Annotated in this window: 20 protein-coding genes and 1 pseudogene; 19 read left to right on the forward strand and 2 right to left on the reverse strand. The window is 56.9% G+C overall.

Annotation, left to right across the window (positions count from 1 at the left end):
- Window positions 1-604: 604 nt before the first annotated feature.
- Together HNQ83_RS27210 and HNQ83_RS27215 are read left to right on the forward strand one after the other, a co-directional pair.
- Window positions 605-1,336, forward strand: coding sequence for an SGNH/GDSL hydrolase family protein (locus tag HNQ83_RS27210; RefSeq protein WP_175391943.1), 732 nt, complete (start codon window positions 605-607; stop codon window positions 1,334-1,336).
- Between the two features lie 27 nt (window positions 1,337-1,363).
- A complete protein-coding gene (locus HNQ83_RS27215; RefSeq protein WP_175391944.1) occupies window positions 1,364-1,792 on the forward strand; it encodes a nuclear transport factor 2 family protein in 429 nt (142 codons plus the stop codon).
- Here HNQ83_RS27215 and HNQ83_RS27220 read toward each other — a convergent pair.
- Window positions 1,768-2,742 carry a LysR family transcriptional regulator gene (locus tag HNQ83_RS27220; protein ID WP_175391945.1) on the reverse strand — a complete coding sequence of 325 codons (975 nt, stop codon included), beginning with the start codon at window positions 2,740-2,742 and terminating at the stop codon, window positions 1,768-1,770. The two genes, HNQ83_RS27215 and HNQ83_RS27220, sit on opposite strands and share 25 nt — an antisense overlap.
- A 308-nt stretch (window positions 2,743-3,050) precedes the next feature.
- On the opposite strand from HNQ83_RS27220, the gene HNQ83_RS27225 reads away from it, so the two are divergent.
- The 14 genes from HNQ83_RS27225 (at window position 3,051) to HNQ83_RS27290 (ending at window position 20,231) form a co-directional block, all read left to right on the forward strand.
- Window positions 3,051-4,616: a sensor histidine kinase gene (locus tag HNQ83_RS27225; RefSeq protein WP_256669263.1), complete on the forward strand. Its 1,566-nt coding sequence runs from the start codon at window positions 3,051-3,053 to the stop codon at window positions 4,614-4,616.
- A gap of 146 nt (window positions 4,617-4,762) precedes the next feature.
- A complete protein-coding gene (locus tag HNQ83_RS27230) occupies window positions 4,763-5,416 on the forward strand; it encodes a response regulator transcription factor (protein ID WP_175391946.1) in 654 nt (217 codons plus the stop codon).
- Window positions 5,417-5,514: 98 nt separating this feature from the next.
- A complete protein-coding gene (locus HNQ83_RS27235; RefSeq protein ID WP_175391947.1) occupies window positions 5,515-5,889 on the forward strand; it encodes a response regulator transcription factor in 375 nt (124 codons plus the stop codon).
- 212 nt (window positions 5,890-6,101) lie between these two features.
- Window positions 6,102-7,304, forward strand: a complete 1,203-nt coding sequence (locus HNQ83_RS27240) for an NAD(P)/FAD-dependent oxidoreductase (RefSeq protein ID WP_175391948.1) — start codon at window positions 6,102-6,104, stop codon at window positions 7,302-7,304.
- 97 nt (window positions 7,305-7,401) lie between these two features.
- Window positions 7,402-7,662, forward strand: a complete 261-nt coding sequence (locus HNQ83_RS27245) for a transmembrane sensor/regulator PpyR (RefSeq protein ID WP_175391949.1) — start codon at window positions 7,402-7,404, stop codon at window positions 7,660-7,662.
- 402 nt (window positions 7,663-8,064) lie between these two features.
- Window positions 8,065-9,516, forward strand: coding sequence for a sensor histidine kinase (locus HNQ83_RS27250; RefSeq protein ID WP_175391950.1), 1,452 nt, complete (start codon window positions 8,065-8,067; stop codon window positions 9,514-9,516).
- 48 nt (window positions 9,517-9,564) lie between these two features.
- Entirely contained in the window at window positions 9,565-10,275 is a 711-nt protein-coding gene (locus HNQ83_RS27255; RefSeq protein ID WP_372241935.1) for an AraC family transcriptional regulator, read from the forward strand.
- Window positions 10,276-10,648: 373 nt separating this feature from the next.
- The gene (locus HNQ83_RS27260; RefSeq protein WP_175391951.1) at window positions 10,649-11,164 is read left to right on the forward strand and encodes an Hcp family type VI secretion system effector; all 516 of its coding nucleotides are present in this window, start codon (window positions 10,649-10,651) and stop codon (window positions 11,162-11,164) included.
- A 132-nt stretch (window positions 11,165-11,296) separates the two neighbouring features.
- A complete protein-coding gene (tssI, locus tag HNQ83_RS27265) occupies window positions 11,297-13,375 on the forward strand; it encodes a type VI secretion system tip protein TssI/VgrG (RefSeq protein WP_175391952.1) in 2,079 nt (692 codons plus the stop codon).
- Complete coding sequence (locus HNQ83_RS27270) at window positions 13,360-14,193, forward strand: DUF4123 domain-containing protein (RefSeq protein WP_175391953.1); 834 nt, start codon at window positions 13,360-13,362, stop codon at window positions 14,191-14,193. Before tssI ends, HNQ83_RS27270 begins: the two co-directional genes overlap by 16 nt.
- Complete coding sequence (locus HNQ83_RS27275) at window positions 14,165-17,191, forward strand: hypothetical protein (protein WP_175391954.1); 3,027 nt, start codon at window positions 14,165-14,167, stop codon at window positions 17,189-17,191. The genes HNQ83_RS27270 and HNQ83_RS27275 overlap by 29 nt, the downstream gene beginning before the upstream one ends.
- A gap of 13 nt (window positions 17,192-17,204) precedes the next feature.
- Window positions 17,205-18,176 (forward strand): tetratricopeptide repeat protein, encoded by a 972-nt coding sequence (locus HNQ83_RS27280; protein ID WP_175391955.1) that lies wholly within the window; start codon window positions 17,205-17,207, stop codon window positions 18,174-18,176.
- Window positions 18,177-18,273: 97 nt separating this feature from the next.
- A complete protein-coding gene (locus HNQ83_RS27285) occupies window positions 18,274-19,242 on the forward strand; it encodes a tetratricopeptide repeat protein (RefSeq protein WP_175391956.1) in 969 nt (322 codons plus the stop codon).
- Between the two features lie 23 nt (window positions 19,243-19,265).
- The gene (locus HNQ83_RS27290) at window positions 19,266-20,231 is read left to right on the forward strand and encodes a tetratricopeptide repeat protein (protein WP_175391957.1); all 966 of its coding nucleotides are present in this window, start codon (window positions 19,266-19,268) and stop codon (window positions 20,229-20,231) included.
- Between the two features lie 393 nt (window positions 20,232-20,624).
- Here the strand turns inward: HNQ83_RS27290 and HNQ83_RS27295 are convergent.
- A pseudogene (locus HNQ83_RS27295) lies at window positions 20,625-22,057 on the reverse strand (mechanosensitive ion channel domain-containing protein).
- A 350-nt stretch (window positions 22,058-22,407) separates the two neighbouring features.
- Between HNQ83_RS27295 and HNQ83_RS27300 the strand changes: the two are divergent.
- The 3 genes from HNQ83_RS27300 to HNQ83_RS27310 all read left to right on the forward strand — a co-directional run bounded on the left by HNQ83_RS27300 (window position 22,408) and on the right by HNQ83_RS27310 (window position 25,092).
- Window positions 22,408-22,941 (forward strand): hypothetical protein, encoded by a 534-nt coding sequence (locus tag HNQ83_RS27300; RefSeq protein ID WP_175391958.1) that lies wholly within the window; start codon window positions 22,408-22,410, stop codon window positions 22,939-22,941.
- Between the two features lie 141 nt (window positions 22,942-23,082).
- The gene (locus HNQ83_RS27305) at window positions 23,083-23,457 is read left to right on the forward strand and encodes a response regulator transcription factor (RefSeq protein ID WP_175391959.1); all 375 of its coding nucleotides are present in this window, start codon (window positions 23,083-23,085) and stop codon (window positions 23,455-23,457) included.
- A 192-nt stretch (window positions 23,458-23,649) separates the two neighbouring features.
- A complete protein-coding gene (locus HNQ83_RS27310; protein ID WP_175391960.1) occupies window positions 23,650-25,092 on the forward strand; it encodes a catalase in 1,443 nt (480 codons plus the stop codon).
- The last annotated feature ends 115 nt before the right edge of the window (window positions 25,093-25,207 follow it).

Consider the following 25,207-nt stretch of genomic DNA (forward strand, 5'->3'; position numbering starts at 1 on the left):
GACTGGCCTGGCCCCTTCGCGAGCAGGCTCGCTCCCACAGTTGGATTTTTGCCAGTCGTGGGATTGGTGTCTGGTGAGAAGGCAGAGCACAGCTTTTGTGGGAGCTGGCTTGCCAGCGATGATGGCCTGACAGACGACCAACTCTTCCCAGCTATGTCCCTGATTCCGGTGTGCGAGCGAGCCTGCTCCGGGCGGCGTTCCGACGAAGGCGGTGTGTCATTCAGCAAAGATGTTGACTGGCCCGGCCCCTTCGCGAGCAGGCTCGCTCCCACAGTTGGATTTTTGCCAGTCGTGGGATTGGTGTCTGGTCAAAAGGCAGAGCACATCTTTTGTGGGAGCTGGCTTGCCAGCGATGATGGCCTGACAGACGACCAATTCTTCCCAGCCATGTCCCTGATTCCGGTGTGGGAGCGAGCAGGCTCGCTCCCACAGGGGATGGAGCGCTTAGTTACACGGATATGTACACCACCTTACAAAACCGGCATTCCATTATACGAGCCGCTTTTTTTGCTCCATTTTCGGCTGATATGACCCGTGACGCGCCACGCATGGATCTGGCAGCCTTGCTGCACAAGTCGCAACCACCCCGATCAGGCCCCCGATCATGAGCAAAACCGAAACCCTGGCCAAAATCATGCTCGGCCCCATATTGCTGATGCAGGGTATCTACACGCGCCGGGTCACCCCGAAATTGCCGGAGGCCGAGGGTGAACGCGAAGGCGAAGCCGGCGATGGCAAGCCCCTGCGGCTGCTGATCCTCGGCGACAGTGCCGCTGCCGGTGTCGGGGCATCGACCCAGGCCGATGCCTTGAGCGGCCAGTTGGTCAGTCGCCTGGCCAGGGATTTCCGGGTCAGCTGGAAGCTCTCGGCCCAGTCGGGCCTGGACTCGCAGGCCCTGCTGGAATGGCTCGAGCAGCACACACCAGAACCCTTCGACGTGGCGTTGCTGTCCATCGGTGTCAACGATGTCACCGGCCTGCTGACGGCAGACCAGTGGATCGCCCGGCAACAACAGTTGATGGAGGTGCTGATCGAAACATTCAGGGTCAAGCTGATCGTCGTCTCCCCTCTTCCACCCATGCATCTGTTTCCGGCATTGCCGCAACCGCTGCGCTGGTACCTGGGTCACCGGGCCGCGCGCTTTAATGTGCGTCTTGCGGAACTGGTCGGGCACAGGGAGCGCTGTACGATGCTGGCAACCCATCTGGCACCCGTGGCGGGTTCCATGGCACCAGACGGTTTCCACCCAGGGCCGTTGATCTACAGTGTCTGGGCCAGTGACGCTGCCCAGGTCATTGCCCGACACTTCGAAAAAATCCCGTCAGGCAAGCTTTGAACAACAACAAAACAACAGGAGTTGACCATGTCTGAACTGCAACTGCACCCCAAGGCCGCCGCGTCCTTGAGCCTTTGGCACGCGATGATCCGCACCGGCGACCTCAAGGCCCTGCCCGAATTGCTCGACCCGCAGGCCGTGTTCCGCTCGCCGATGGCGCACACGCCGTATCCCGGCGCGCCGGTGGTCTCGATGATTCTCAACACGGTCTCCAAGGTGTTCGAAGACTTTGCCTACCATCGTGAGTTGGCCACCGCCGACGGCTTGAATGTCATCCTCGAATTCAGCGCCAGGGTCGGCGAGAAGCAACTCAAGGGCATCGACATGATCCGCTTCAACGAGCAGGGCAAAATCGTTGATTTCGAGGTGATGGTGCGGCCCATGAGTGGCTTGCAAGCCCTGGGCGAAGAAATGGGCAAGCGTCTCGGTGCTTACCTGGCCGCCAGCAAAGCCTGATCGTTGTGCAACGCCGGTAGCGACTTGGGCACCACCTGCAATTCCACCGGCTCGCAGAGAAACGCACAGCACCGCGAGCGCAGCCAACGCTGGCCGGCGTCGCTGTGCGCCGCCGCCCGCCAGACCATGGACAGCTCTTGTACCGGCAGTTGCAGCGGTAACGGCTCTGCCCTGATTCCTGGCAATGACACCATGGCCTTGGCCACGTAATCCGGCACGATAGCCAGCATGTCGCTTTGCGCCAGCAACACCGGCAACGCACTGAACTGCGGGACGGTCAGCACCACTTTGCGCTGCCGGCCCAGCAGGCTCAGGGCGTGGTCGGTGTCGTCGGTGGCATTGCCGATGGACGACACCACGGCATGAGGCCGCCGACAAAACCCCTCCAACCCCAACGGCCCCGGCCGGGAATCGGCCCGCAGCAGCACCGGCCGGATCGGTCGCAAGCCTTTGCGTCGTGCATTGGCCGGCAGGTCGAGGGTTTGACTGATGCCGACGGAAATGTCGCCATTCATCAATCGCTGCGACATCTGCTGCTGATCGACCCGCCGCACGATCAAGGTGATGTTCGGGGCCTCGACCCGCAGTTGCCGCAAGAGTCGCGGCAGCAGTGCGTATTCGACATCGTCGGACAGACCGACATGAAACGTCGCCTCGCTGGTAGAGGGATCGAACGATTGGCAGCGACTCAATGCGGCGGCGATGCCGTCCAGCGCCGGAGCGAGGTTGGCGAAAATCTCCTCTGCCCGTGCGGTCGGCTCCATCACCCGGCCCGAGCGGATGAACAACGGGTCATCGAACAGCACGCGCAAACGGCCCAGGGCACCGCTGATGGTGGGTTGCCCGAGGAACAGCTTTTCGCCGACGCGGCTGACATTTCGCTCATGCATCATCGTCTCGAAAACCACCAGCAAATGGATGTCGGCACGACGCAGGTCATTTCTGTTCATGAGGTTCGCTACCCGGCACGCGGCCATTGAGTTCGAAGGTGTGTGAACAGGTTATGGCCGCTCAGGCAAAACGTCTGTCGTACATGGGGACAACGCGATCATGCGTTAGGTACGCACGTTAATACCCGGGTATACCAATTCTGGAAAAAATCCAATGCCATAAAGGACTTACGCATCCACCATGCGTCATCGTCAAAGGCCGAAAATGGCAGGAATATCGGGTTTTTTGTCCTAACCGAATGAGAACCGTTGCTCCTAGCATAGCGGTGCGATTCTCCGCCCAGCCCGAACAAAAAGACGAGGCGCGCATGATCGATACCAAAACAAGCAAGCCTGCCAACGCACGCAGCGCGCATTCCTTTTTGAAACGTCATTTCAGCAAGATGCTGTTCAACCCGGACCAAAGGACGACTCGCCCCTTGATCACTATCAGCCTCAAGCCATTTGAAAACGTACTGGTCTGGCTGATGGGCCTGATCGTGGCGGGTGGCATCATGATCAACACCGAAACCCGCACCGACCTGCCCACCGCGACGCTGTGCATCGCCGTGCTGTTAATGGCGGTCAACCTGTTTTCGGTCAGCGCGGTGATCGTGGTCGCCCTGTTCTGCATGCTGATGCTGACGACCATCTTCCTCTACCACGGCGGGTTCGATCGCTGGGAATCGACGGAGGAATTCTTCCACCGCCTGACGTTGCTGGCGGCGATCACGCTGCTGGCGTTGCGCGGCAAGAAAACCTGCGATGAGCTACGGCACAAGGTCGTTTACTTTTCCGGTTCACAGCAACTGAGCCAGACCGGCTGCATGGGCTTTCGCAGTGGTCGCGAGGAATTCTCCTGGTCGGATCAGTCGGCACGGATCTACGAGTATCCGGTGGGCGTTACCCCGACGATTTCAATGATCCTGGCGCGTACCCATCCCGCCGATACGGTACTGGTGAGGGCCGCCTTCGAGAAGGCGGCGCGGCGAGAGGGACTGATCGAGATCAAACATCGCCTGTTGATGCCCGATGGACGCCTCAAGCATGTGCACATGACCGCCACGCCCCTCTACACCCACCTCGGATACATTGATTATCTGGGTGCGCTGCGCGACGTGACCGCCAGCAAGCAGGCCGAAGAAGCGCTGTGCCGGGCCCAGACCCAATTGGCCCATGTCTCGCGCGTGACGTCCCTGGGCGAGCTGGCGGCGTCCATCGCCCATGAGGTCAATCAACCGCTGGCGGCGATCACCAGCAGCGGCGAAGCGTGCCGCAATTGGCTGAGCCGTCCGGCACCCGATCTGGTCGAAGCACGCCAGTCCCTGGACCGGATCATCGCCAGTTCCCATCGGGCCAGCGAGATCACCCGCCGCGTCAGGGCCTTGTCGCGCAAGTGCGATCCGCTGCGCCAGAACGAGTCGCTGAACGACATCGTCAACGAGACGCTGGGCCTGGTCCGCTTTGAACTGGCCCATCACAAGATCAATCCGACCATCGAACTGGCCGCTTTCGGCGCCCAGATCAGTGCCGATCGGGTGCAACTGCAGCAGGTCATCATCAATCTGATCATCAACGCGTGCCAGGCCATGGACGCGGTGGAACCTTGCGAGCGGTCATTGAGCGTTCGCACCTGGGTGAAGGACAACGAAGCGGTGTTGGAAGTGACCGATAAAGGCCCGGGCATCCCCGCCCATGTCCTGCCACAGTTGTTCATGCCGTTTTTCACCACCAAGGAAAACGGCTTGGGCATGGGGCTTTCCATTTGCCGTTCGATCATCGATTTCCACGAAGGGCGGATCTGGGCCACCCCTGCCAACGGCCAGGGCAGCTCGTTTCTGTTTGCCCTGCCGATACGGGTCGTCAACGATTCGGGTTACGCCGCGGCCATTTAATACAAAGGTATGGCGCGGCCATGCCTTCGTATTGAACGACCACCCGCAGGTATGAGTGCCGTAAGCCCCGCCTGCACTTAATGTAGCGCCCTTCGCCAGGACCACAGCGAAGGGCGGTTGCATGTCCAACCCCTTGGGAACAAGCAATGAAAGAACAATATCCCATCAACAAAAACACCTTTGGCGAATCCATGGTTTTCATCGTTGACGACGATGCGCCGCTGCGGGAATCCGTCGGCAGTCTGTTGCGCTCCATCGGCCTGCGGGTCGAGTTGTTTGGCTCGGTTGCCGAGTTCATGAAGTACCCGCGCCCGGACACACCCAGTTGCCTGGTGCTGGACGTGCGCCTGCAAGGCAGCAGTGGCCTGGACTTTCAAAACGAATTGGCCGTGGCCGGCATCAACGTGCCTATCGTGTTTATCACCGGCCATGGCGACATCGCCATGACGGTACGGGCAATGAAAGCCGGGGCGGTGGACTTCCTGACCAAACCCTTTCGCGAACAGGACCTGATCGATGCGGTGTGCGCGGCCCATGCCCGGGACAAACAGCGTCGCGAATCCGAGCGGCATGCCGATGAATTGCGGGCGCGCCACCAGACGCTGACCGCCCGGGAGCAAACCGTCATGGCGCTGGCGGCATCGGGGTTGATGAACAAGCAGATCGCCGGGGAAATCGGCCTGAGCGAAATTACCGTGAAAATCCATCGCGGCCAGGCCATGCGCAAAATGGGTGCGCGTTCATTTGCCGATCTGGTGCGCATGTCCGAGGTGATCTCGGCGCAGCCCGTCATCAGGTGACTATACCCACGTATACTGTGCACCCTTTCAGGACGGCGTATCTTGCAGTGATGGCGGGCAGCCTCTAAGTGCTCTCCGCTACGACGCAGGACACAACTATGTGCAACAAGGCAATGATTGCCGTCGTCGATAACGACGAATCCGTTCGAATGGCACTGGACAGTTTATTGCGCTCCAGCGGCTATACAGTGCGAACTTATGGAGGGGCCCGCGAATTCCTTTTCTCCGATGGCCCGCGCATGACGTCCTGTTTGATCTCCGATATACAAATGCCGGAAATGGACGGCATCCGGATGTATGAAAAACTTGCCAGCCTGGGGATTCATATTCCGGTGATATTCATTACCGGCAACCCGGATTCACAGCGCCTGCCGGCGGCTTTCGCCCTGGCGCCGGTGGCGTTTCTTCCCAAGCCATTTTCCACCGAGAAGTTGCTCTGCTGTATTGAACAAGCCCTTGAACAACATCACTAACACCTTGGTATATCTCTTTAATACTTAGTCATACTTAGGCTGACCCTTCGTAGAAGTGTTTCAACTAATCCCGTCGCATAACATCTGTTTCAGATCCAGCCGAATCCTGCCTGACAAGTGCTGTTTATACGCAGCGCAACCGTTAGTCATCGTGACCGTGCTGATTTCGCAATACTTTTTCACGCCCTCGATTGTTCTTCAGGAGCTAAACAATGAAACAGCAGATTTTGATTATCGGTGCAGGATTCGGTGGGGTCTGGAGCGCGTTGAGCGCTGCCCGCCTGCTGGACAAGCATGATCGCAATGACGTCGAGATCACCGTGCTGGCTCCTCAGGCCGAGCTGCGTATTCGTCCACGTTTCTACGAGCCGAACGTGCACAACATGAAGGCGCCGCTGAACGACTTGTTCGACGCCGTGGGTGTGAAATTCGTCCAGGGTTCGGCGGAAACGATCGACGAAAAGAACAAGCTGGTCAGCTTCACCAAAGCCGCAGGCAGCCAAGGCAAACTGAGCTACGACCGCCTGGTGCTGGCCGCCGGCAGTCACCTGATGCGTCCTCCGGTCGAGGGCATGCTCGAGCACGCGTTCGATGTCGATCAGATCGAATCGGCCGCTCGCCTGGAAGCCCACCTCCATGCCCTGAAAAACTTGCCGGCCAGTGCCGCCCGCAACACCGTGGTGGTGGCCGGCGGTGGTTTCACCGGTATCGAAACCGCAACCGAAATGCCCGCGCGCCTGCGTGCCGTGCTGGGTGACAACGCCGACATCCGTGTGATCGTGGTCGACCGCGCTCCGCAAATCGCCGCATCCCTGGGCGATGGCATTCGCCCATCGATTGTCGAAGCCTCGGAGCATCTGGGCATCGAGTGGATTCTCGATACCAGCGTCACCTCGGTCGATGCCGGTGGCGTCACCCTCGCCGATGGCCAGCGCATCGAGTCCAGCACCGTGATCTGGACCGTCGGTTTCCGCGCCAGTCCGCTGACCGAGCAAGTGCAAGGCACCCGCGATCATCAGGGCCGCCTGCATGTCGATCAGAATCTGAAGGTGCGCGGTCATGCCGATGTGTTCGCCACCGGCGACGTGGCGTATGCCGCGACCGATGACCTGGGCAACTTCGCCGCCATGTCCTGCCAGCACGCGATTGCCCTGGGCCGTTATGCCGGCAACAACGTCGCCGCCGAGCTGCTGGGTGTAGAACCGATCGCCTACAGCCAGCCCAAGTACGTCACCTGCCTGGACCTGGGTGCCTGGGGCGCGGTGTTCACCGAGGGCTGGGATCGCCAGGTCAAACTGGTCAAGCAGGAAGCCAAGGAACTCAAGACCCAGATCAACACCGTGTGGATCTATCCGCCGGCGGCTGATCGCGCCGCTGCGCTGGCCGCGGCCGACCCGTTGATCCCGGTGGCTTGAGGCTCGGGTTCCTGTTGGGGTTGCCGGGATTGAATCCGGTGGCCCTTTTGCAGCGACCGGCAAAGACACTTCAAGACGCTAACCGCCGGTGATCGACATGTATGATTTTTTTGAGCATCCATCCCGGGTATTGAAGCTGTCCCACGCCCTGCTGACCGGGGGACTGATCGCCTTGATCGTCGGGGCCATCCTGGCCTACGGCCTGGATCAGTACCTGTCGCTGCCCAGTGTGATCGTTGCGCATGCCATGACAATTCTCGGTCCGACCGCCATCAAGCTTGGCTATGTGATGCGTCTGTTGACCTTCAATCGCCTGCGCCGCAATACGGCCACACACCAGCCTGGCCTTGCCAGGTGATGTGAAGTTACACGCCTGTTTCCCGGCCCGGCCCACTCCTTGCCGGACCGGGACTTTTCCCAAGCGCCCGCCACTCGTTTTTCTGGCGGGCGTTTTTTCTCGAACTCAATCAACCACCGTCTCGGCCAACACAGGGAAATTGTAGGAGCGAGCTTGCTCGCGATGAACTCAAGTGCGCCGCGTTGAACCCATAGATACACGTCATCGTTAACGACCATCGCGAGCAGGCTCGCTCCTACATAGAGCCGGCCTTACGGTCATCCATTGGCTCTGCAAAAGGGATTACCAGCCAATCCAGTCACTGCCTTGCACAACAAAAACAAATACCTCTCACAAAGAGTTTGCCCGGCATCACGAGTGCCGCGCGAGTTGCCGTTCGATAGCAAAAAACCGGAAAAACAAATGTCTATCATCAAACGTTGCAAGAAACTTTTTCTATCAGACGCGATGGCCTGGCTGGCCGCCATTGCGGTCGGCAGCATGATCTTCATTACCAACTCGATGCTCAACATGGATGTCGCACCGACGCTGCTCTACATCACCCTGGTGTTCATGTCGGCGAACATCTTTTCCATTCCCGTCTTCCTCACTGTCGCCATCAGTTGCATCGGCTTCCTGACCGTCAGTTTCATTGTCGAAGAAGGCTATCGCGACCAGAAGCTGATCGCCGGCTTCGTGCGCTGCCTGATCGCGTTGACCACCATCACCCTGCTGGCGCTGAGAAGCAAACGCGCCTCCGACAGCTTGCGGCGCAAGGAAGCGTTCTTTCTCGGCGCACAGAAACTCAGCCATACCGGCAGCATCGGTCTGATCATCGACACTCACACCGTATCGTGGTCGGAGGAGTCGGCACGCATTTTCGAATATCCGCTGGACGTCACTCCGACGCTGGCCCTGATCAGGGCGCGTACTCACCCCGATGATTTGCATATTGTCGAACGTGTTTTCGAAAAGGCCGCGCTTCGCGAAAGCCTGATCGAAGTGGAGCATCGGCTGCTGATGCCCGACGGGCGGATCAAGTTCGTGCAGATGAGCGCCAACCCGCTGTTCAACCCTCATGGGCGAATCGAGTATGTCGGCGCCCTGATGGACGTGACCGCCTCCAGGCAGTCCGAGGAAGCGCTGTTTCACTCCCAGGCAAAACTGGCGCACGTCACGCGGGTAACCTCCATGGGCGAACTGGCCGCCTCGATTGCCCATGAAATCAATCAACCCCTGGCGGCGGTGATCACCAGCGGTGAATCCTGCAAACGCTGGATCAATCGCGAGGAACCGAACCTCGAAGAAGCACGCCGCTCGCTGGACCGGATCATTCAGAACTCCTGCAGGGCCTCCGAAGTGATCGCGTGCATCAGGGCGCTCTCGCGCCAGAGTGATGTGCAGCGCAAGACCGAAGTGTTCGATGACATCGTCAGTGACTCCCTGACCCTCATGCAACACGACACGTCCAACCATCAGGTGCGTCCGCACCTGCAACTGGGCGCGCCCGAGGCCCTGGTCAAGGGCGACCGGGTTCAACTGCAGCAAGTCATCATCAACCTGATCATCAATGCCTGCCAGGCCATGGCCAACGTGCATGACCGCCCGCGAACGCTGCGGATTCACACCTCGGTACAGGATGACGAAGCCGTGCTCGAAGTCGCCGATTCCGGCACCGGCATCTCCGAAGACATTCTGGCGTCGCTGTTCGACCCGTTCTTCACCACCAAGCAAAACGGCCTGGGCATGGGGCTCTCGATCTGCCGCTCCATCATTGAGTTCCATGGCGGACGCATCTGGGTCAGCAGCACGGTGGGGGTTGGCACGCAGTTCTTCTTTGCCATTCCGCTGACCGCCCTGAGACACGACGAATAACCTTCACCCACCCCTGACGACGCCATGCGGCGACTTGGAGACCCAGCAGTGTCCAACCATGAAATGAGCGACAAACCTGAACATGTCCACGCCGAGCCGGGACAACCGCGCACCATCGTGTTCGTGGCTTACCCGCAAATGGGCTTGCTGGACCTGACCGGTGCCCAGACGGTTTTCTTTGCCGCGAACCGTGGCCTGGTCGAACGCGGTTTGCCAGGTTACGCCCTGCACACCGCCAGCATGGAGGGCGGACCGGTCGCGACGGCCGAGGGCCTGGTGGTAGAAACCCGGCGGCTGAGCGAATTTGCCCACGGCCCGATCGACACCGTCATCGTCCCCGGCTCACCACACATTCGTCAGGTCATCGCGGATAACGTACCGCTGATCGAGTGGTTGCGTGCCACCTCAACCAGCGCCAGACGCACGGCGTCGGTGTGCAGCGGCACATTCCTGCTGGCCCAGGCCGGTCTGCTCAACGGCCTGCGCGTGGCCACCCATTGGGTGATGGCCGACTTGTTCGAGCAATTGTTCCCGCTGATCGAGCTCGATCGCGAGGCCATTTTCGTGCAGCAGCAATCGGTGTGGACCTCGGCCGGTATCAGTGCCGGCATCGATCTGGCCCTGGCGCTGGTCGAGGCCGATTGCGGTCGTGAGATGGCGATGCAGGTCGCCCGGCGCATGGTGGTGTACTACCGGCGCCCGGACAATCAGGACCAATGGAGCCCGCTGTTGCAATCGCAATACCCGACCAGTGCGTGATCGACAGGCCTTGCACCCGGCAAGGCCTGTTCCCTGCTCTCTTTCCTTGCGACCGTCACTGAAAGAGGCCGTCATCCCCTTGCGCAAAAAGTTGCGCACCTCACCCCGCAAAATACCGCTCAAATATCGCTGATCGCCAGGCCTGCCGGGGCTTCCAGCCTAATGCGCAAGAAGTTGCACAGCAGTGCGCAAGTCCTTGCGCACTTTTTCGCCTGTTTCGCGCTCAAACCTCCGCCAATCAACAGCCTGCATCCATTAATGCGTTGATTTATATCGTTTTAATTCTTCATGGCACGCCCCTTGATAACAGTCAGGCACCCACAGGGCAATATCGCCTTCCGGGCATCCTCAACTTTCAGCAAGGAGAGCTTCCATGGCTACCCCCGCATACATGTCCGTCACCGGCGAAAAACAAGGCCTGATCACCGCCGGCGCCTTCACCGCCGACTCGGTCGGCAACACGTACCAGGAAGGTCACGAAGACCAGGTCATGGTTCAGGCGTTCAGCCACGACGTGATCATCCCGCGTGATCCGCAGTCCGGCCAACCCACCGGTCAGCGCGTGCACAAGCCGGTGGTGATCACCAAGGTCTACGACAAGTCTTCGCCACTGCTGCAAGCCGCACTGACGTCCGGCGAACGCATGAGCGAGATCGTTATCCAGTGGTACCGCACTTCGGCGCAAGGCACCCAGGAGCACTACTACACCACCAAACTGGAAGACGCGATCATCGTCGCCATCAACAACAAGATGCACAACTGCCAGGATCCGGGTAACTCGCACTTCACGCACCTGGAAGAAGTGCAATTCACCTACCGCAAAATCACCTGGACCCACGAAGTCTCCGGTACCTCGGGTTCCGATGACTGGCGTTCGCCGGTCGTCTGATCCAGGTCGACCACCTCAAGCATCGGCCAGCTCGGCTGGTCGATGTTGTTTGTACGCGTTCAGAATTTTTTGCGTCGGCTGACACCGGTTCGGATGTTGGCCAACGCCGCCGCACTGCACGAGGAACAAGGGATGTTCGCGCCAGCCAACCAGACGCACTTTGCCCTGACCATCGAGGGCCTCGACCACGACTTTCAGGTCCTGTCCCTGGACGGTCGGGAAGCCATCAGCCAGCCTTACGCCTTCGAGGTGGAACTGGTCAGCGAACGGCGCTCGCTGGACCTCGAGACCTTGCTGCACAAACCGGCCTTCCTGCAGCTGGCGCCCGATGGCAGCGGCATCCATGGCCAGATCTACCGCGCGTCCCAGGGCGAGTCCGGCAAACGCCTGACCCATTACGCGGTGACCTTGCGCCCGCGCCTGTCCTACCTGGCGCATCGTCGCAACCCGCGCATCTTCCAGCACCTCAGCGTGCCGGAGATCATCGGCCAGGTGCTCGCGGAACACGGCATCCAGCGCGACGCCTACACCTTCCACCTCGGAACGATCTATCCCGAGCGCCTTTACTGCGTGCAGTACGATGAATCGGACCTGCAGTTCATCCAGCGCCTGTGCGAGGAAGAAGGCATTCACTACCACTTCCAGCACAGCACGACGGCACACAGACTGGTGTTCGGCGATGACCAGACGGTGTTCCCGAAACTCGCCCCCGTGGCCTACCGACCCGACACTGGCATGGTCGCCCGCGCACCGGTGATCAAGCGCTTCGACCTGCGCCTGGAAACCCGCACCAGCCGCACCACCCGCCGCGACTACGACTTCGAAAAACCGCGCCTGAGACTGGAAAGCCAGCAGCGCAGCGACGCCCTGCCCGACCTTGAAGACTACGACTACCCCGGTCGCTTCCTCCACCGCGAACGCGGCAAACACCTGGCCAAACGCGCCCTCGAACGTCACCGCAGCGACTACCAATTGGCCGAAGGCGCCAGCGATCAACCGTTGCTGCTCAGCGGCCACTTCCTGGCCTTGCGCGAACACCCGAAGGCCCGATGGAACGACCTGTGGCTGCTGACCGAAATCCACCACGAAGGCCAACAGCCGCAAGTGCTGGAAGAGTCGGCGAGCCGCGACACTCGCGACCTCAAGGACGACTTCCAACAGGGCTATCGCAACCGCTTCCACGCCACCCCGTGGGACGTGCCCCACCGCCCGCCCCTCACGCAACAGAAGCCGCGCATTCTCGGCAGCCAGAGCGCCGTGGTCACCGGGCCCAAGGGCGAAGAGATCCACTGCGACGAGTACGGTCGGGTCAAGGTGCAATTTCACTGGGACCGCGAAGGTCAGGCCGACGACAAGACCAGTTGCTGGCTGCGCGTCTCTTCCGCCTGGGCCGGCGCCCGCTACGGCGGCATCGCCATTCCGCGGGTCGGCATGGAGGTGCTGGTCAGCTTCCTCGAAGGCGACCCCGATCAACCGCTGATCAGCGGCTGCCTGCACCACAAGGAACACCCCGTCCCCTACGACCTGCCGGCGCACAAGACCCGCAGCACCTTCAAGACCCTCAGCTCACCGGGTGGCGGCGGATACAACGAACTGCGCATCGAAGACAAGCAAGGCGCGGAGCAGATTTTCCTCCACGCCCAGCGCGACTGGGACGAAAACATCGAACGCAACCAGACCATCCGCGTCGGCCACCAGCGCCACGATACGGTCGAGCAACACAGCTACAGCGAATTCAAGGCCGAGGAACACCACACCGTCCACGCCGACCGCAAAGTCGAAACCCGCGCCAACGATCACCTCACCGTGGGCGTCAATCAGCACCTCAAGATCGGCAGCGGGCAGTTCATTGAAGCTGGGCAGGAGATTCATCTGGACAGCGGCCTCAAGGTGGTCCTGGAAGCTGGCAGCGAACTGACCCTGATTGGGGGTGGCAGCTTCATCAAGATCGATGGCGGCGGCGTGACCATGAGTGGGCCGCAGATCAATATGAATGCGGGCGGCAGTCCGGGGAATGGGACGGGGGCGGTGCCGTTGTTGCCGGGGGCGTTGAGGCAGGCGGATGCAGATCGGGCGGGAGTGTTGTTGGTGCCGGCCATGCTCAATCCGTTTGTACGAAAAAGCATGCAAGGCCTCCCCCTTGTTCCGATCTGTGGAAAACAAGCCAATGGCGCTTGCTCGCGAGAGGTGTGCCCATGTCTGCGTGGCTGAGTCTGTTCCTTGAACAACCAGTGGCCGTAGCGCCCTGGAACAGCGGTAGAAGCCGCTCTTTGTATTGCATCATCGACAGCGTCCGCCAGCCTCGGGCACTCGAACAGCTCTATCAGCAATCCGACCTGAGCGAAGTTGAGAGGCTGTTTCAGGGAACTCCTTTTGCCGAAATGAATGATGTCAGCCCGCTTTGGCTGCAACTGAAATCGGGAAGCGCCACAGAAGCCAAGGCAATTAAGTTATGCCGAGATAACCGGGCAGGCATCCTCCTGACATCTGGAGAAAACCCGCAAAGCGCTCTTTCCCATGGGCGTCGCTTGCTTCGAATGAACGCCAAGACTCATGGGGATTCTTTGGCACGTTTTTACGACCCGGCATTCTGGAGTGCGTTGGCATTGACCACACCCACTCAAAACCTCTACGGCCCTTGGGAAAGTGTTTATACCCCACCCGCTCATGCCGATGATCAGTACTGGCGTATCTGGGAGCGGCCACAGGAGGTTATTGCTCCTGCCAGTGAAGACAGCCAGCCCCTGCAACTTCAGGACAATACCCTGGCCGCGTTCGATGAGGTTCGTTGGTGGTATTGGGTGAGAGCCCGCCAAGCCGAAGCAACCAATGACTGGCCGAATGAAGAGCTGCCCGTGGTGTTCGCTAATTTGCAGCTGTTGGTGGATCACGGCATTGAAGAAGGCCGCCATCTTGAGCGTCTGCTGCCGTATTTGAAACGCCGCCTACTGCAGGAGCGAGCCGACATTATGGGTGTGCTGAGCAGCGATGTGCCGGCATTTGAAAAAGTACAACGACTGGAAGGCTGAGATGACAGGTACGTCCGAAACCCAAGCAAACCAGCAGCAGGCTCCCGTGATTATCCCTGCTGACCAGCCAATGAAAACTGCCGACACAGAAACGTTCTGCAAGGACAAGCAGCCCGGTTGCAGCTCCAGCTATGACGACATCATTTACGTCACCGGGCAGCGCCGATTCTGGTTGCTGCCCAAACGCGTTGCCGAGCAACTGAAAGAAAGCGTCAGCATGCTGAAAGAAAAGACTGTCGACGCAGACAAAGCAACGCGCATGAGCAACATTGCGGACGCCGGTTTACTCGACTACTTCCTTACACCGGGGCCGGAAGCCTTTCTCGAAAGCACGGAAGGCGAAACCGGCGAGCGTGGGCGTTACCTGCACTCCAAATCTGCAATCGCCGAAGATACCGCCAACAAAGCCCAGCACCTCATTGACTGGGAGGTTGCCAAGTCCAGGGGCGACAGCGATGCGATGATGCGTGCTGAACGCGAGATGTTCTACTGCCAGCAGCGCATCGATAAAAACAAAAAGAACATGGCTGATCTAGAGGACGTTTCCAACAAACGCGCTGACTCGTTGGGTTACAAAAGCGAAAAAGGTGTGTTCTATACCCCTCGTGCTTTACAGGCTCGAGATGCGATGGATCGGTATTTGGCCGAGCGTGAAAAGGCTAAGGTCCATGGCTTCAAGATGTTCGATCCAGGTACCAAAACAGTCGACTCAGCTTGGGAACATCTGAAGCAATACAAAGCCCTACAGAAAACATTCATGGAAACGGGGGTGGTGGATGAGAAGGCTCTCAAAGCCCTGCAAATCAACATCCTGACACTTGAGGCAGTGATGGCAAAGTACATCAATGCCATCGTGGAACTCGCCGAAAGCGGCATCGCGGTTCCCGAATTCGCGCTCAGCCCTGACGATCAATACGTTGGTACAGAAGAGTTCCAGACTTACATCAAGCTCCTGAGCAAGCGCGACGATCTGGAAAACAGCATCGAGGCCCGTTACTCGGAGTGGGTCTCTGCTACCGCTGGCAAAGCTGCGCCACCTGGAACGCTCTTCGTCAAACTTCAAGATCAGTGGTATGAACTGAACAAAAAGGCTGAGCAGATCAAATCCACCGCCGAAGCTAGGGTACGGGACATGCTCCCACCACGGCTATTTGTCTGGGAGCCGGAAAGTTACAAGCCCAAACCAATCGAGCGACTGGCCAAGGCAAACATTCCCCTGCGGGAGCTTAGCAGTGCCTCCTCCGACTATTTGTTGAACCATATCAGCCTCCAGTACCTCGCCCAAGAGACTGGCGGCGCCCTCGGTCAAGCACTCAAGGACCTTAGATCGTTACCTAAATCGTTGGCCAAGGAAGTCGACGACGACCGCGTATTCAGCGATTGGTTGAAGCAGGGAGGCGCGCATCCGCTTGATGAAAAAGGTCCATGGTTCGACAGCGATGGCCTGTTTCTCCCGGAGACCTTCTTTGCAGCGCTGAAGGCTGCCAACTTTAAAGTCGAGAGCCTGGAAGCCGCAGATCAGCGCAAGCGCTGGGGCGACACACTCAAAGCCATGATTTTTGAAGACAAACAGCTGCGCAATCTAATGCTTTTCGACAATAGTCCTCAGGCGCAACTCATTCGCTGCCTATTACCGGCTGGCAGTAGTCTGCAAACAACGGTCAAGCTGGAAGGGCCAAAATTAGGCAAGGGCCTGCAGGCGTTCAGCGCCAAGGCAAATCTGGACGTAGCGGGATGGCGCGGCGAAGTCAGCCTGCTAAAACTTGAACTGCCCGAACGAAGTAAAGCGCAATCCTTGCAGGCCGACTACACCGCCTACGACGGCAGTGTCCGCACCTTGAATTTCGGCAAACTGTCACTCGACCTTAGCGCCAAAGCCTGGGGTTTCGCCGGAGCCAGCCTGATGCTCGCACGAGATCTGACCCTGGACCAACAAACCGGCTATACCAGCCTTTCCGGTGTGGACATTGCCGAACGAACAGGCGAATTGGCCAAGTTCGACATGTTCGTCGGCGCCCAGGCCGGATGCAAACTCAGCGATAAACTTTACTGGTGCCCGCCACCTGGCGTACTCCCCCCTGCCCCGGTGCCCAATCGCGAACTCGGCAGCCAATGGCGCGCCCTGGCCAAGCTGGATGTCGAATTGGTAGCAGCTTTGGGAGCCAGCTTCGCCGGCAACCTGTTGTTGCGTGTGGACAACGGACGTTTCCTGCTGACCATCAAGGGCTCTCTGGTATGGGGTGCTGGCCTCAAAGGCTACATGACCTTTGAAGTGGGTTATGAAAGCGTAGTGGCGCTATTGGAACTGGTACGCCAGGAAATGGCCGCCAACCAATACAAAGATCTCGATTGGGTAGAGGGAGAAGCACTGAATTTTGTAAGAGACCTGAGTTTTCTTGGGGCGATAGGTATAGACGTATCTTTTGTATATATGCGTGGGTATGCGGCCATTAAGGAGATCTACGGAAAACTTACCGACGGTGGACGTGGGGGGCAGATTGCTTACACGTTAATGCGGGACCAGAACCAGAGAGTGATGGAGGATTGGGTACTAAATCTTCAACCTCAGGCTTTCGGGCCGCTACTGTTGACGTTGAGTACATCTCCAAAAGCTTTTTCAGTAACAGAAGATGAGAACTCTCAGCATTTCAGCAAGGTCCAGGCGCACCTTCTGCAGCAACAAGCGATTGAGAAATGCCTTGGTTGGATATCAAGGAAAACCAACGCTAGGCACCAGTTTGAGGAAGCGATTATTTGTATGAATAGGGATGGAGTTCGACCGGAGCAAGCGGGGCTAAACTATTGTAGAAACAAGCTGCACCTTGATTCATTCATGACCGAACGAGTACACGTACTGGTTGAAGAAAACAACGATATGCGAGCACGATATCGCCAGCGTAGCGCGAATTTGGGTTCTCGTCTAAATGACCACTGCGACTATCGCTCCATATATAAGGGGCCTGCCTTTGCGCCAATTGACGAAATAGTAACCACCTAGAAAGGACCAAGCATTGATTAAGAAATTGTGCACCGTCGCGTTATGTACCTTATTTTTTTCCTGTATTTCAGTTGCTCAACTGCCGCATGAGCAGCAAGTGGCAAAAGAAAAAGGTATAACCCTGTTTAAACAAAGTAATTGGTACGAATCCCAGCCTTTGCTGAAGGACGCCGCAAAAGCCGGTGACCGCTTGGCACAATATTATCTGGCTGAAGCTATTCGGCTGAGTAAGCGCTATACCACTGTCGAAGCAAAAAAATGGTATGAGGCTGCCGCCGAACAAGGAGATCTTTATGCCATGCTCCGTTTGAGCAACAAGGATGATCTTTGCAGTGATATGGGGACCTGCACGGGAAAATCTGGGGAAGAATGGCGAGAGTTTGTACTAAAAATCGCTCATGAACGTGCTGATAATGGCGACACGGAAGCCATGACGGTCCTTTATACCGCCAATCAAGGTTTGGGCTGGCTGGAAAAAGCCGCTGAAGCGGGAGACAGCTATGCTCAAAACTTATTGGCTGGTGTTTATCAGGATGGAGGTGGCTGGTTTTTTATTCCCGGTAGGCGCGAGAATGCCGTTAAAAAATGGCTTAAAGCTTCTGCAGAAAATGGCTATCCGTTAGGAATGTTTCATTATGCCAATTATCTATATGAGCATAACGGCAGCGCAATAGAAGTCAGAGACTGGATAAAAAGGGCTTCCGAGGGCGGACATATAGACTCAGTGAGTACTTATGCTCGAAATATAGCTCATTTACCGGATCGACTTGGTTATCCAATTGACTTAATAAAGGGCTATGGATTGACATACCTGCTTTCAAAACTTGAAGGGGGAGGAACGGCTTCGGAGAATGGTCAAAGGACACTTCCAAAGATTGCCGAAAAAATGACCACGCAAGAAATCCAACAAGGCATAGCTTTCGCGAAGGAATGGGAAAAAAGCCACCCTCCCCTTTCTTACTTCGACCCAATTTATGGCTTTTGATCTTCGGATGAAAATCATCATTTTAAAAATAAACCGTCTCCTTTTTCGGCGTTAGCACCAGTCTCAGGCATCAAAGCCGTGCCCAAAGGACCAAACATTGACTAATAAAATTATTGTGTTAGTACTTGCAATTCTCTTCTCCTGCTCTGCCGTTGCGAAACTGACTCAAGAACAAAAAACAGCGAAAGAAAAAGGCATAGCGTTATACCAACAAAGTGATTGGTATGACTCCCAGCCATTGTTGGAAAAAGCAGCAATGGCTGGAGATCGGACTGCCCAGTACTATCTGGCAGAGGCGATTAGACTGAGCAGACGATATACGACTGCCGAAGCAAGAAAATGGTATGAAGCGGCCGCTGAGCAGGGCGACCTTTATGCAATGCTTCGTTTGAGTAGTAAAAGTGATTTTTGCAATGACTTGGAAAATTGCACGGGCAAGAGAGCCGAGGAGTGGCGCGAGCAACTATTGAGTACTGCCCATGAGCGCGCTGAAAAGGGCGACACAGAGGCAATGACCGCATTATTTATCACCAAACAAGGCCTTCGTTGGTTGGTCAAAGCTGCCAAGGCAGGTGACCCGTTGGCGCAAAACACACTTGCTGGCATTTATAAAGACGGTGACGGATGGTTTTTGATTCCTGGCAGTCGCGAAAAAGCTGTTGAAAAATTGTATAGAGCATCGGCAGAAGGCGGCTACCCCCGGGCGATGTACCTTTACGCCAATTACTTGTACGAACACAGCAGTGAGAAAAAGGAAGTTGCTTATTGGCTAAAGAAATCTGCTGAACATGGGTACATCGAGGCAGTTGGCAATTATGCACTCAGCATTGCTCATTTACCAAACAATCTCGACTACAATAAAAATCTAATAGAGGCATATGGACTAGCTTACTTAATGTCTAAACTTGAGGGTGGAGGGACAGCCCCCGAAGATGGAAAATGGATACTTACTAAAATCTCTGAAAACATGACAACCGAAGAAATAAAAAAAGGCATATTATTCGCAAAAGAGTGGGAAAAGTCGCACCCTCCACTTTCGTACTTTGTTCCAATTTATGGCTACTGAAACCCTGAAAAAAGTTTTTTTAAATGAATAATTTGTTCATCAGCGTTTTCCTTTCGATGCTCTTTTCCAACGTTTGCGCTGCGGAACCGACAAACTCACAAACCGCCGCCCGGGATAAGGGCATTGCGCTTTACCAGCAAAGCAATTGGTACGACTCCCAGCCGTTATTAAAGATCGCCGCAGAAGCAGGTGACCGCAAGGCTCAGTTCTACTTGGCTGAGGCAATTAGACTGAGCAAACGATATATGACGTCTGAAGCTCAAAAATGGTACGAGGCAGCTGCCGAACAAGGTGATCTTTACGCAATGCTTCGTTTAAGCAATGAAGATGACTTGTGTAGTCTCATGAGCACCTGTTCTGAAAAAAACGCAGAAGACTGGCGGAAACAAGTATTGGAAGCGGCGAACGAGCGAGCCGTGAAAGGTGATACTGAAGCGATGACCGTACTCTTTACGGCTGGCCAGGGATTGTCATGGCTGGAGAAAGCTGCCGAAGCTGGTGATAGTTACGCCCAACAGTTACTTGCAAGCGTCTACAAAAGTGGTGGTGGATGGTTTTTCATCCCAGGTAATCGTGAAAAAGCAATAACAAAGTGGTTTAAAGCTTCCTCAGAGGGAGGTGATCCACGAGGAATGTTTTTCCATGCCAACTACTTATATGATCATAGTGGCAGTAAAGAGGAAATTGCATACTGGGTAAAGAAAGCAACGGAGAGCAGCCATATAGATGCAGTTATCACCTACGCCTACAAAATCTCCGACCCCTCTAACGAACTTGGCTACCCAGTAAACTTAATTGAAGCGTACGGTCTAATTTTCATGCTTTCGAAACTTGAAGTTGGGACAGCACCTGAAGACGCAAAAAGAAAACTTCCAGAACTAGCCAGCAAAATGAAACCAGAAGAGATAAAGGAAGGTATTGATTTCGCTAGTGCGTGGGAAAAATCGCACCCACCTCTATCTTACTTTGACCCCATATACGGCTACTAAGCTTTGCTCCGTAGAAAGCTCAAAATAAGCCAGATACAACATTTTTCGAAGGCAGAATAGAACAAAGGGGGACAGACTTATTTAAATGAAAATAGATCTACCCCTTTTTTCACCCACTGATACTCCTTGAATACTGGTAACCAGCGACACCCTATAGCTTCTGTCTACATTTTTCGGTTGAATTGCAGTCATCCAAGCCTAAACAGCAAGACGAAACCGTCCCACGGCTGTGAAACTCGTTGTTTTCCACTGGTGAAGCCTTGTTCTTCTCACCACGACCAGTTCCCACCCGGCATACGCCATGGAATCTGGATGGGAGTTTTTGTCACAGTAAGTCCCTTCACCGCACCAATCCCCTTGTCACAGGGTTCAACGAAAGGCCGAAAAACGCTTTCACCTCCGCTGCATCAACCACTGCAACAACCCACCTTTCTTGACCTCGATTGGCTTCTGCATAACCACCGTCTCACGAATTTCCTGGCGCTGGTCCTGCAGATTGCTCAGGGCGGTTCTCAGCTCGCCCAGGTGTTCCAGCTGGTTGCCGAACAGGGTTTCTCGATGCGAAACAGCCGGCCGCTGGTGATGCTGCGGAACTCTCCCCGCGACGGTTTATCGGCCAGGATCCCCTCCTCGCCCATGACTTCGCCGGGCCCCATGCGTCCGGCTTCGACCAGTTTTTCGCCGTCGTGGATCGACACTGATACCACGCCGGTGCTGATGATCATCAGGCAATCGGCAACCTCGCCGAACGCCAGGATCACTTCGTCGGCCTGGTAGTCCACCGGGGTCATTTCTTCGGCCAGGCTGTCGCGTTCGTTGTTGCTCAGCGAGCGGAAGATCCGCACGTCTTCCAGCAACCGGCGTTGGCGGTTCCAGCGCTGTTCTTCCTGACCGTACCCCCAGCTGACACCCGCCGCTTCAAGGTGACGATGGGCGAGGTCGAACATCAGGTTGCACACTTCGTTCTTGCTCTTGGCGGAGGCGATAAAGCCCTTGAGCTCGTACTCGGTGTAGTCCAGGTGGGAGCTTTTGACCGAGACTTTGGCCGAGCGCGTTTGCAACAGCGCCCGGGTCCCGCGCAAGGTTTTTTCCAGGGCATCGATGGCCCGGCGCGGGCGCACGCTGCTGGGCACGGCAATGATCACGCTGATGCCGTTCACATCGCCCGGACGGCTGAAGTTGATGATCCGCGCCTTCGCCGCCACCGAGTTGGGCACCACTGCGATGCCGCCCATGTCGGTCATCAGGTGGGTCGAGCGCCAGTCGATCTCGACCACCTTGCCCGAGGTGCCATCGATGGAAATCCGGTCATTGAGTTGGTAGGGCTTGGTGGTGTTGAGCACGATCCCGGAAAACACATCGCTCAAGGTGCTTTGCAGGGCCAGGCCGACGATGATCGCCATCGCCCCGGAGGTCGCCAGTAATCCCTTGACCGGCAACTGCAGGACATAAGCCGCGGCGCCGACAATGGCGATCAGGAAAATCACCGCCCCCATCAGGTCGTAGAGCAGGCGCGCGCTGTGCCCGGCACGGGACATCAGGCCATAGCCCAGGATGATGGTCACGGTCCGGGCCGCGAACAGCCACCAGCCGATGCCCAACACTGTGCCCATCAGGTTGAGGATGGCGTCCTCCGGCCACAGTGGCGGTTGCAGCGGGCTGATGCCGGCGGCGGTCATGACCCAGCTGAAAGCGACGAAAATGCCGATGCGCACGCACAAGCGCAGGTTGTGCCGCATGCCACCGATCAACTGCCAGGATGCGAGGTCGATCAGGATCAGGATGACGCTGCAGATCAATGGATGAGCCTGCAGGAACGTGAACATGGATGATTTTCTCCACAATCTTTTATGCACCTGCCCTTGCCGCAGGCAGGGCCGCGTGCGATCGCCGTCGACAAACAGATTAGCGTTGATGGGAGAAAAGCCGCGAAGGCCGTCGCAACACCGGCAGCTGGCCTTATGTATCCAAGTGACTGCGCACTGTAAGTCGCCCGCTGGCGCCAGGCACTCCTACCTCAGTGCTAACCCCTCATACCCCGGTATGACGGACCTGTCCCCATGTGCTAGGTCGCCGTCTCGAGGTAGGAGTGTTATCGAGGACCGGTCGATTTACGCTGGTCACCTCGAATGCATCAACTCATCGCGCCGATGCGCTGGCCTGGGGGACGGTTGTCATGAACGCATTACAAAAGCTGTACATCGTCAGTCATCCGCTGCGCATCAGTCGTTATGGCGCGCACACGTCCCTGTCGACCGCCGAGCGGGTGGAGATCATCGACGTGCTGACCGATACGCTGGGCACCGTGCTGACCCTGCTGGCGCAACTCAAGCGAGGACAACAGACACTGCGCAACGTCAGCTTTCTGCCGGTGCAACAGCTGTTTCATCGCCTGGTGCGCGCCAATACCGACTATGCCGACTTCCTTGTCTCGGGGATTACCGACCTGGGCGGCTACGTCGAAACCGCGGCGCTCTATCACCTGAATGACACCCACGAGCCGCAGTGTTTTGCCGACTGCCTGACGGGCATTTGCCAGTGCACGCGTCGACTCTGGGCTGCCGAAGCGTTGCTGCGCGATTACCGCGAATGCGCCATCGCCAACAAGGACAACGCCAGTAAACGCTTCTTTGAAGAATGCACGCGGCACAACGCGCATTTCATTGCGTTGATCGAGGACAGCCCCCTTGGCGAAACACGGTTCCAGTAGGCGCTGCCGTCAACCCATCGCAATTAACGCAAAAAAACAACCAAACATACGCAAGTATACTATTCCGCTTTCTTGGAGCGCGTATCTTGCAAGTATGGCGGGCGCCAGTTTGCGCCACTCGCAATGACGCAAGGTTTTTACATGCTCAACGCTCCTATTATTTCAGTTGTTGATGATGACGAACTCATTCTTATCTCACTGGACAGCTTATTGCGCTCTTACGGTTACACCGTAAAAACCTACAACAGTGCCTACGCCTTTCTAGAGTCCGACGGCCCCTGCCAAACCGATTGCCTGATATCGGATATCCAGATGCCGGGCATGTGCGGCGTGACCCTGTACGAAGCGCTGGCGGCAAGGAACACGCACATTCCCACGCTTTTCATCACGGGAAAGCCCGGCATGCCACCGACGTTCAGCGCCAACGTGCGAAAACCCGAGGGTTACTTTGCCAAGCCATTCAACACACCTGCGCTACTGGCCTGTATTGAAGCGGCCTTGAAACGCCGGACTTGATACTGACCCATCAACCAACTTTCTATTAATACTTTGGTTTAACCGCAGCAAACTTAAGCATGCTGGAATTTACCATTGGCAGAGATGCATCAAGAATCTTAAACAAATAACATTTTCTTGATTCAGCCTTTATTAGTTCACGCCTATTACTCATTCCGCACAACTAAAAATCTCATCTGGATAAACCGTGCCATGCAAAAAAACAAACTGACCTCAATCAACGGTGCACCCGTCGTCGACAACTTCAATATCCAGACCGCCGGCCCTCGTGGACCCGCCTTGCTGCAGGATATCTGGTTGCTGGAAAAACTCGCCCACTTTGATCGCGAAGTGATTCCCGAACGGCGCATGCACGCCAAGGGCTCCGGCGCCTTCGGAACCTTCACCGTGACCCACGACGTCACGCGCTACACCAAGGCTCGCCTGTTCTCGGAAGTGGGCAAGCAAACGCCAATCTTCACCCGTTTCTCGACCGTTGCCGGCGAGCGCGGCGCAGCGGATGCCGAGCGCGACATCCGGGGTTTTGCCCTGAAGTTCTATACCGAACAAGGCAACTGGGATCTGGTGGGCAACAACACACCGGTGTTCTTTTTCCGCGATCCGTTGCGCTTCCCGGACCTCAACCACGCGGTCAAGCGTGACCCGCGCACCGGCATGCGCAACGCGCAAAGCAACTGGGATTTCTGGACTTCATTGCCCGAGGCCTTGCATCAAGTGACCATCGTCATGAGTCAGCGCGGCATTCCGCGCAGCTATCGGCACATGCATGGCTTTGGCAGCCACACCTTCAGCCTGATCAACGCCAACAACGAGCGGCACTGGGTCAAGTTCACCTTCAAGTCCCAACAAGGCATTCAAAACCTGAGCGATGAACAGGCTCAGGAGCTGATTGGACGGGATCGGGAAAGTCATCATCGGGATCTGTACGAGAGCATTGAAGCGGGCGATTTTCCGCGCTGGACCTTCTACATCCAGGTCATGTCCGAGGATCAGGCCCGGGACCACGAGGTCAACCCGTTCGACCTGACCAAGGTCTGGCCCCATAAAGACTATCCATTGATAGAAGTGGGTTACTTCGAACTGAACCGCAACCCGGAAAACGTCTTCGCCGACGTCGAGCAAGCCGCTTTTTCCCCGTCGAACGTGGTGCCCGGCATTGGCTTTTCACCGGACCGAATGTTGCAGGCGCGTCTGTTTGCCTACGGTGATGCCGCGCGTTATCGCCTGGGGGTCAATCATCACCAGATTCCGGTCAATGCCGCCCGTTGCCCGGTGCACAGCTTCCATCGCGACGGCGCCATGCGCGTGGACGGTAACTACGGCGGCCAATTGGCTTATGTGCCCAACAGCGACGACACCTGGGCGGATCAACCGGATTTCCGCGAGCCACCCCTGAAGATCTCCGGGGCTGCCGGGCATTGGGATCATCGCGTGGATGAAGATCACTTCGAACAACCGGGCAACCTCTTCCGCCTGATGACGGAAGCGGAAAAACACGCCTTGTTCGAAAACACGGCGCGGTCGCTCAGCGGTGTTTCCCAGGAGGTGCAGCAACGCCACATCACCCATTGCACCCTGGCCGATCCGTTCTATGGTGCGGGGGTTTCGAGGGCGTTGGCTGAGCTCGGAAAGTAACCCGTGATCCATTGTGGGAGCGAGCCTGCTCGCGAAAGCGGCGGAACAGGCACCTCAAAGGTGACTGACACTCCGTCTTCGCGAGCAGGCTCGCTCCCACAGGGGCCAGTGCAGC

The sequence above is a fragment of the Pseudomonas sp. C2B4 genome, from assembly GCF_013359695.1.
In the GTDB taxonomy this organism is placed as follows: domain Bacteria; phylum Pseudomonadota; class Gammaproteobacteria; order Pseudomonadales; family Pseudomonadaceae; genus Aquipseudomonas.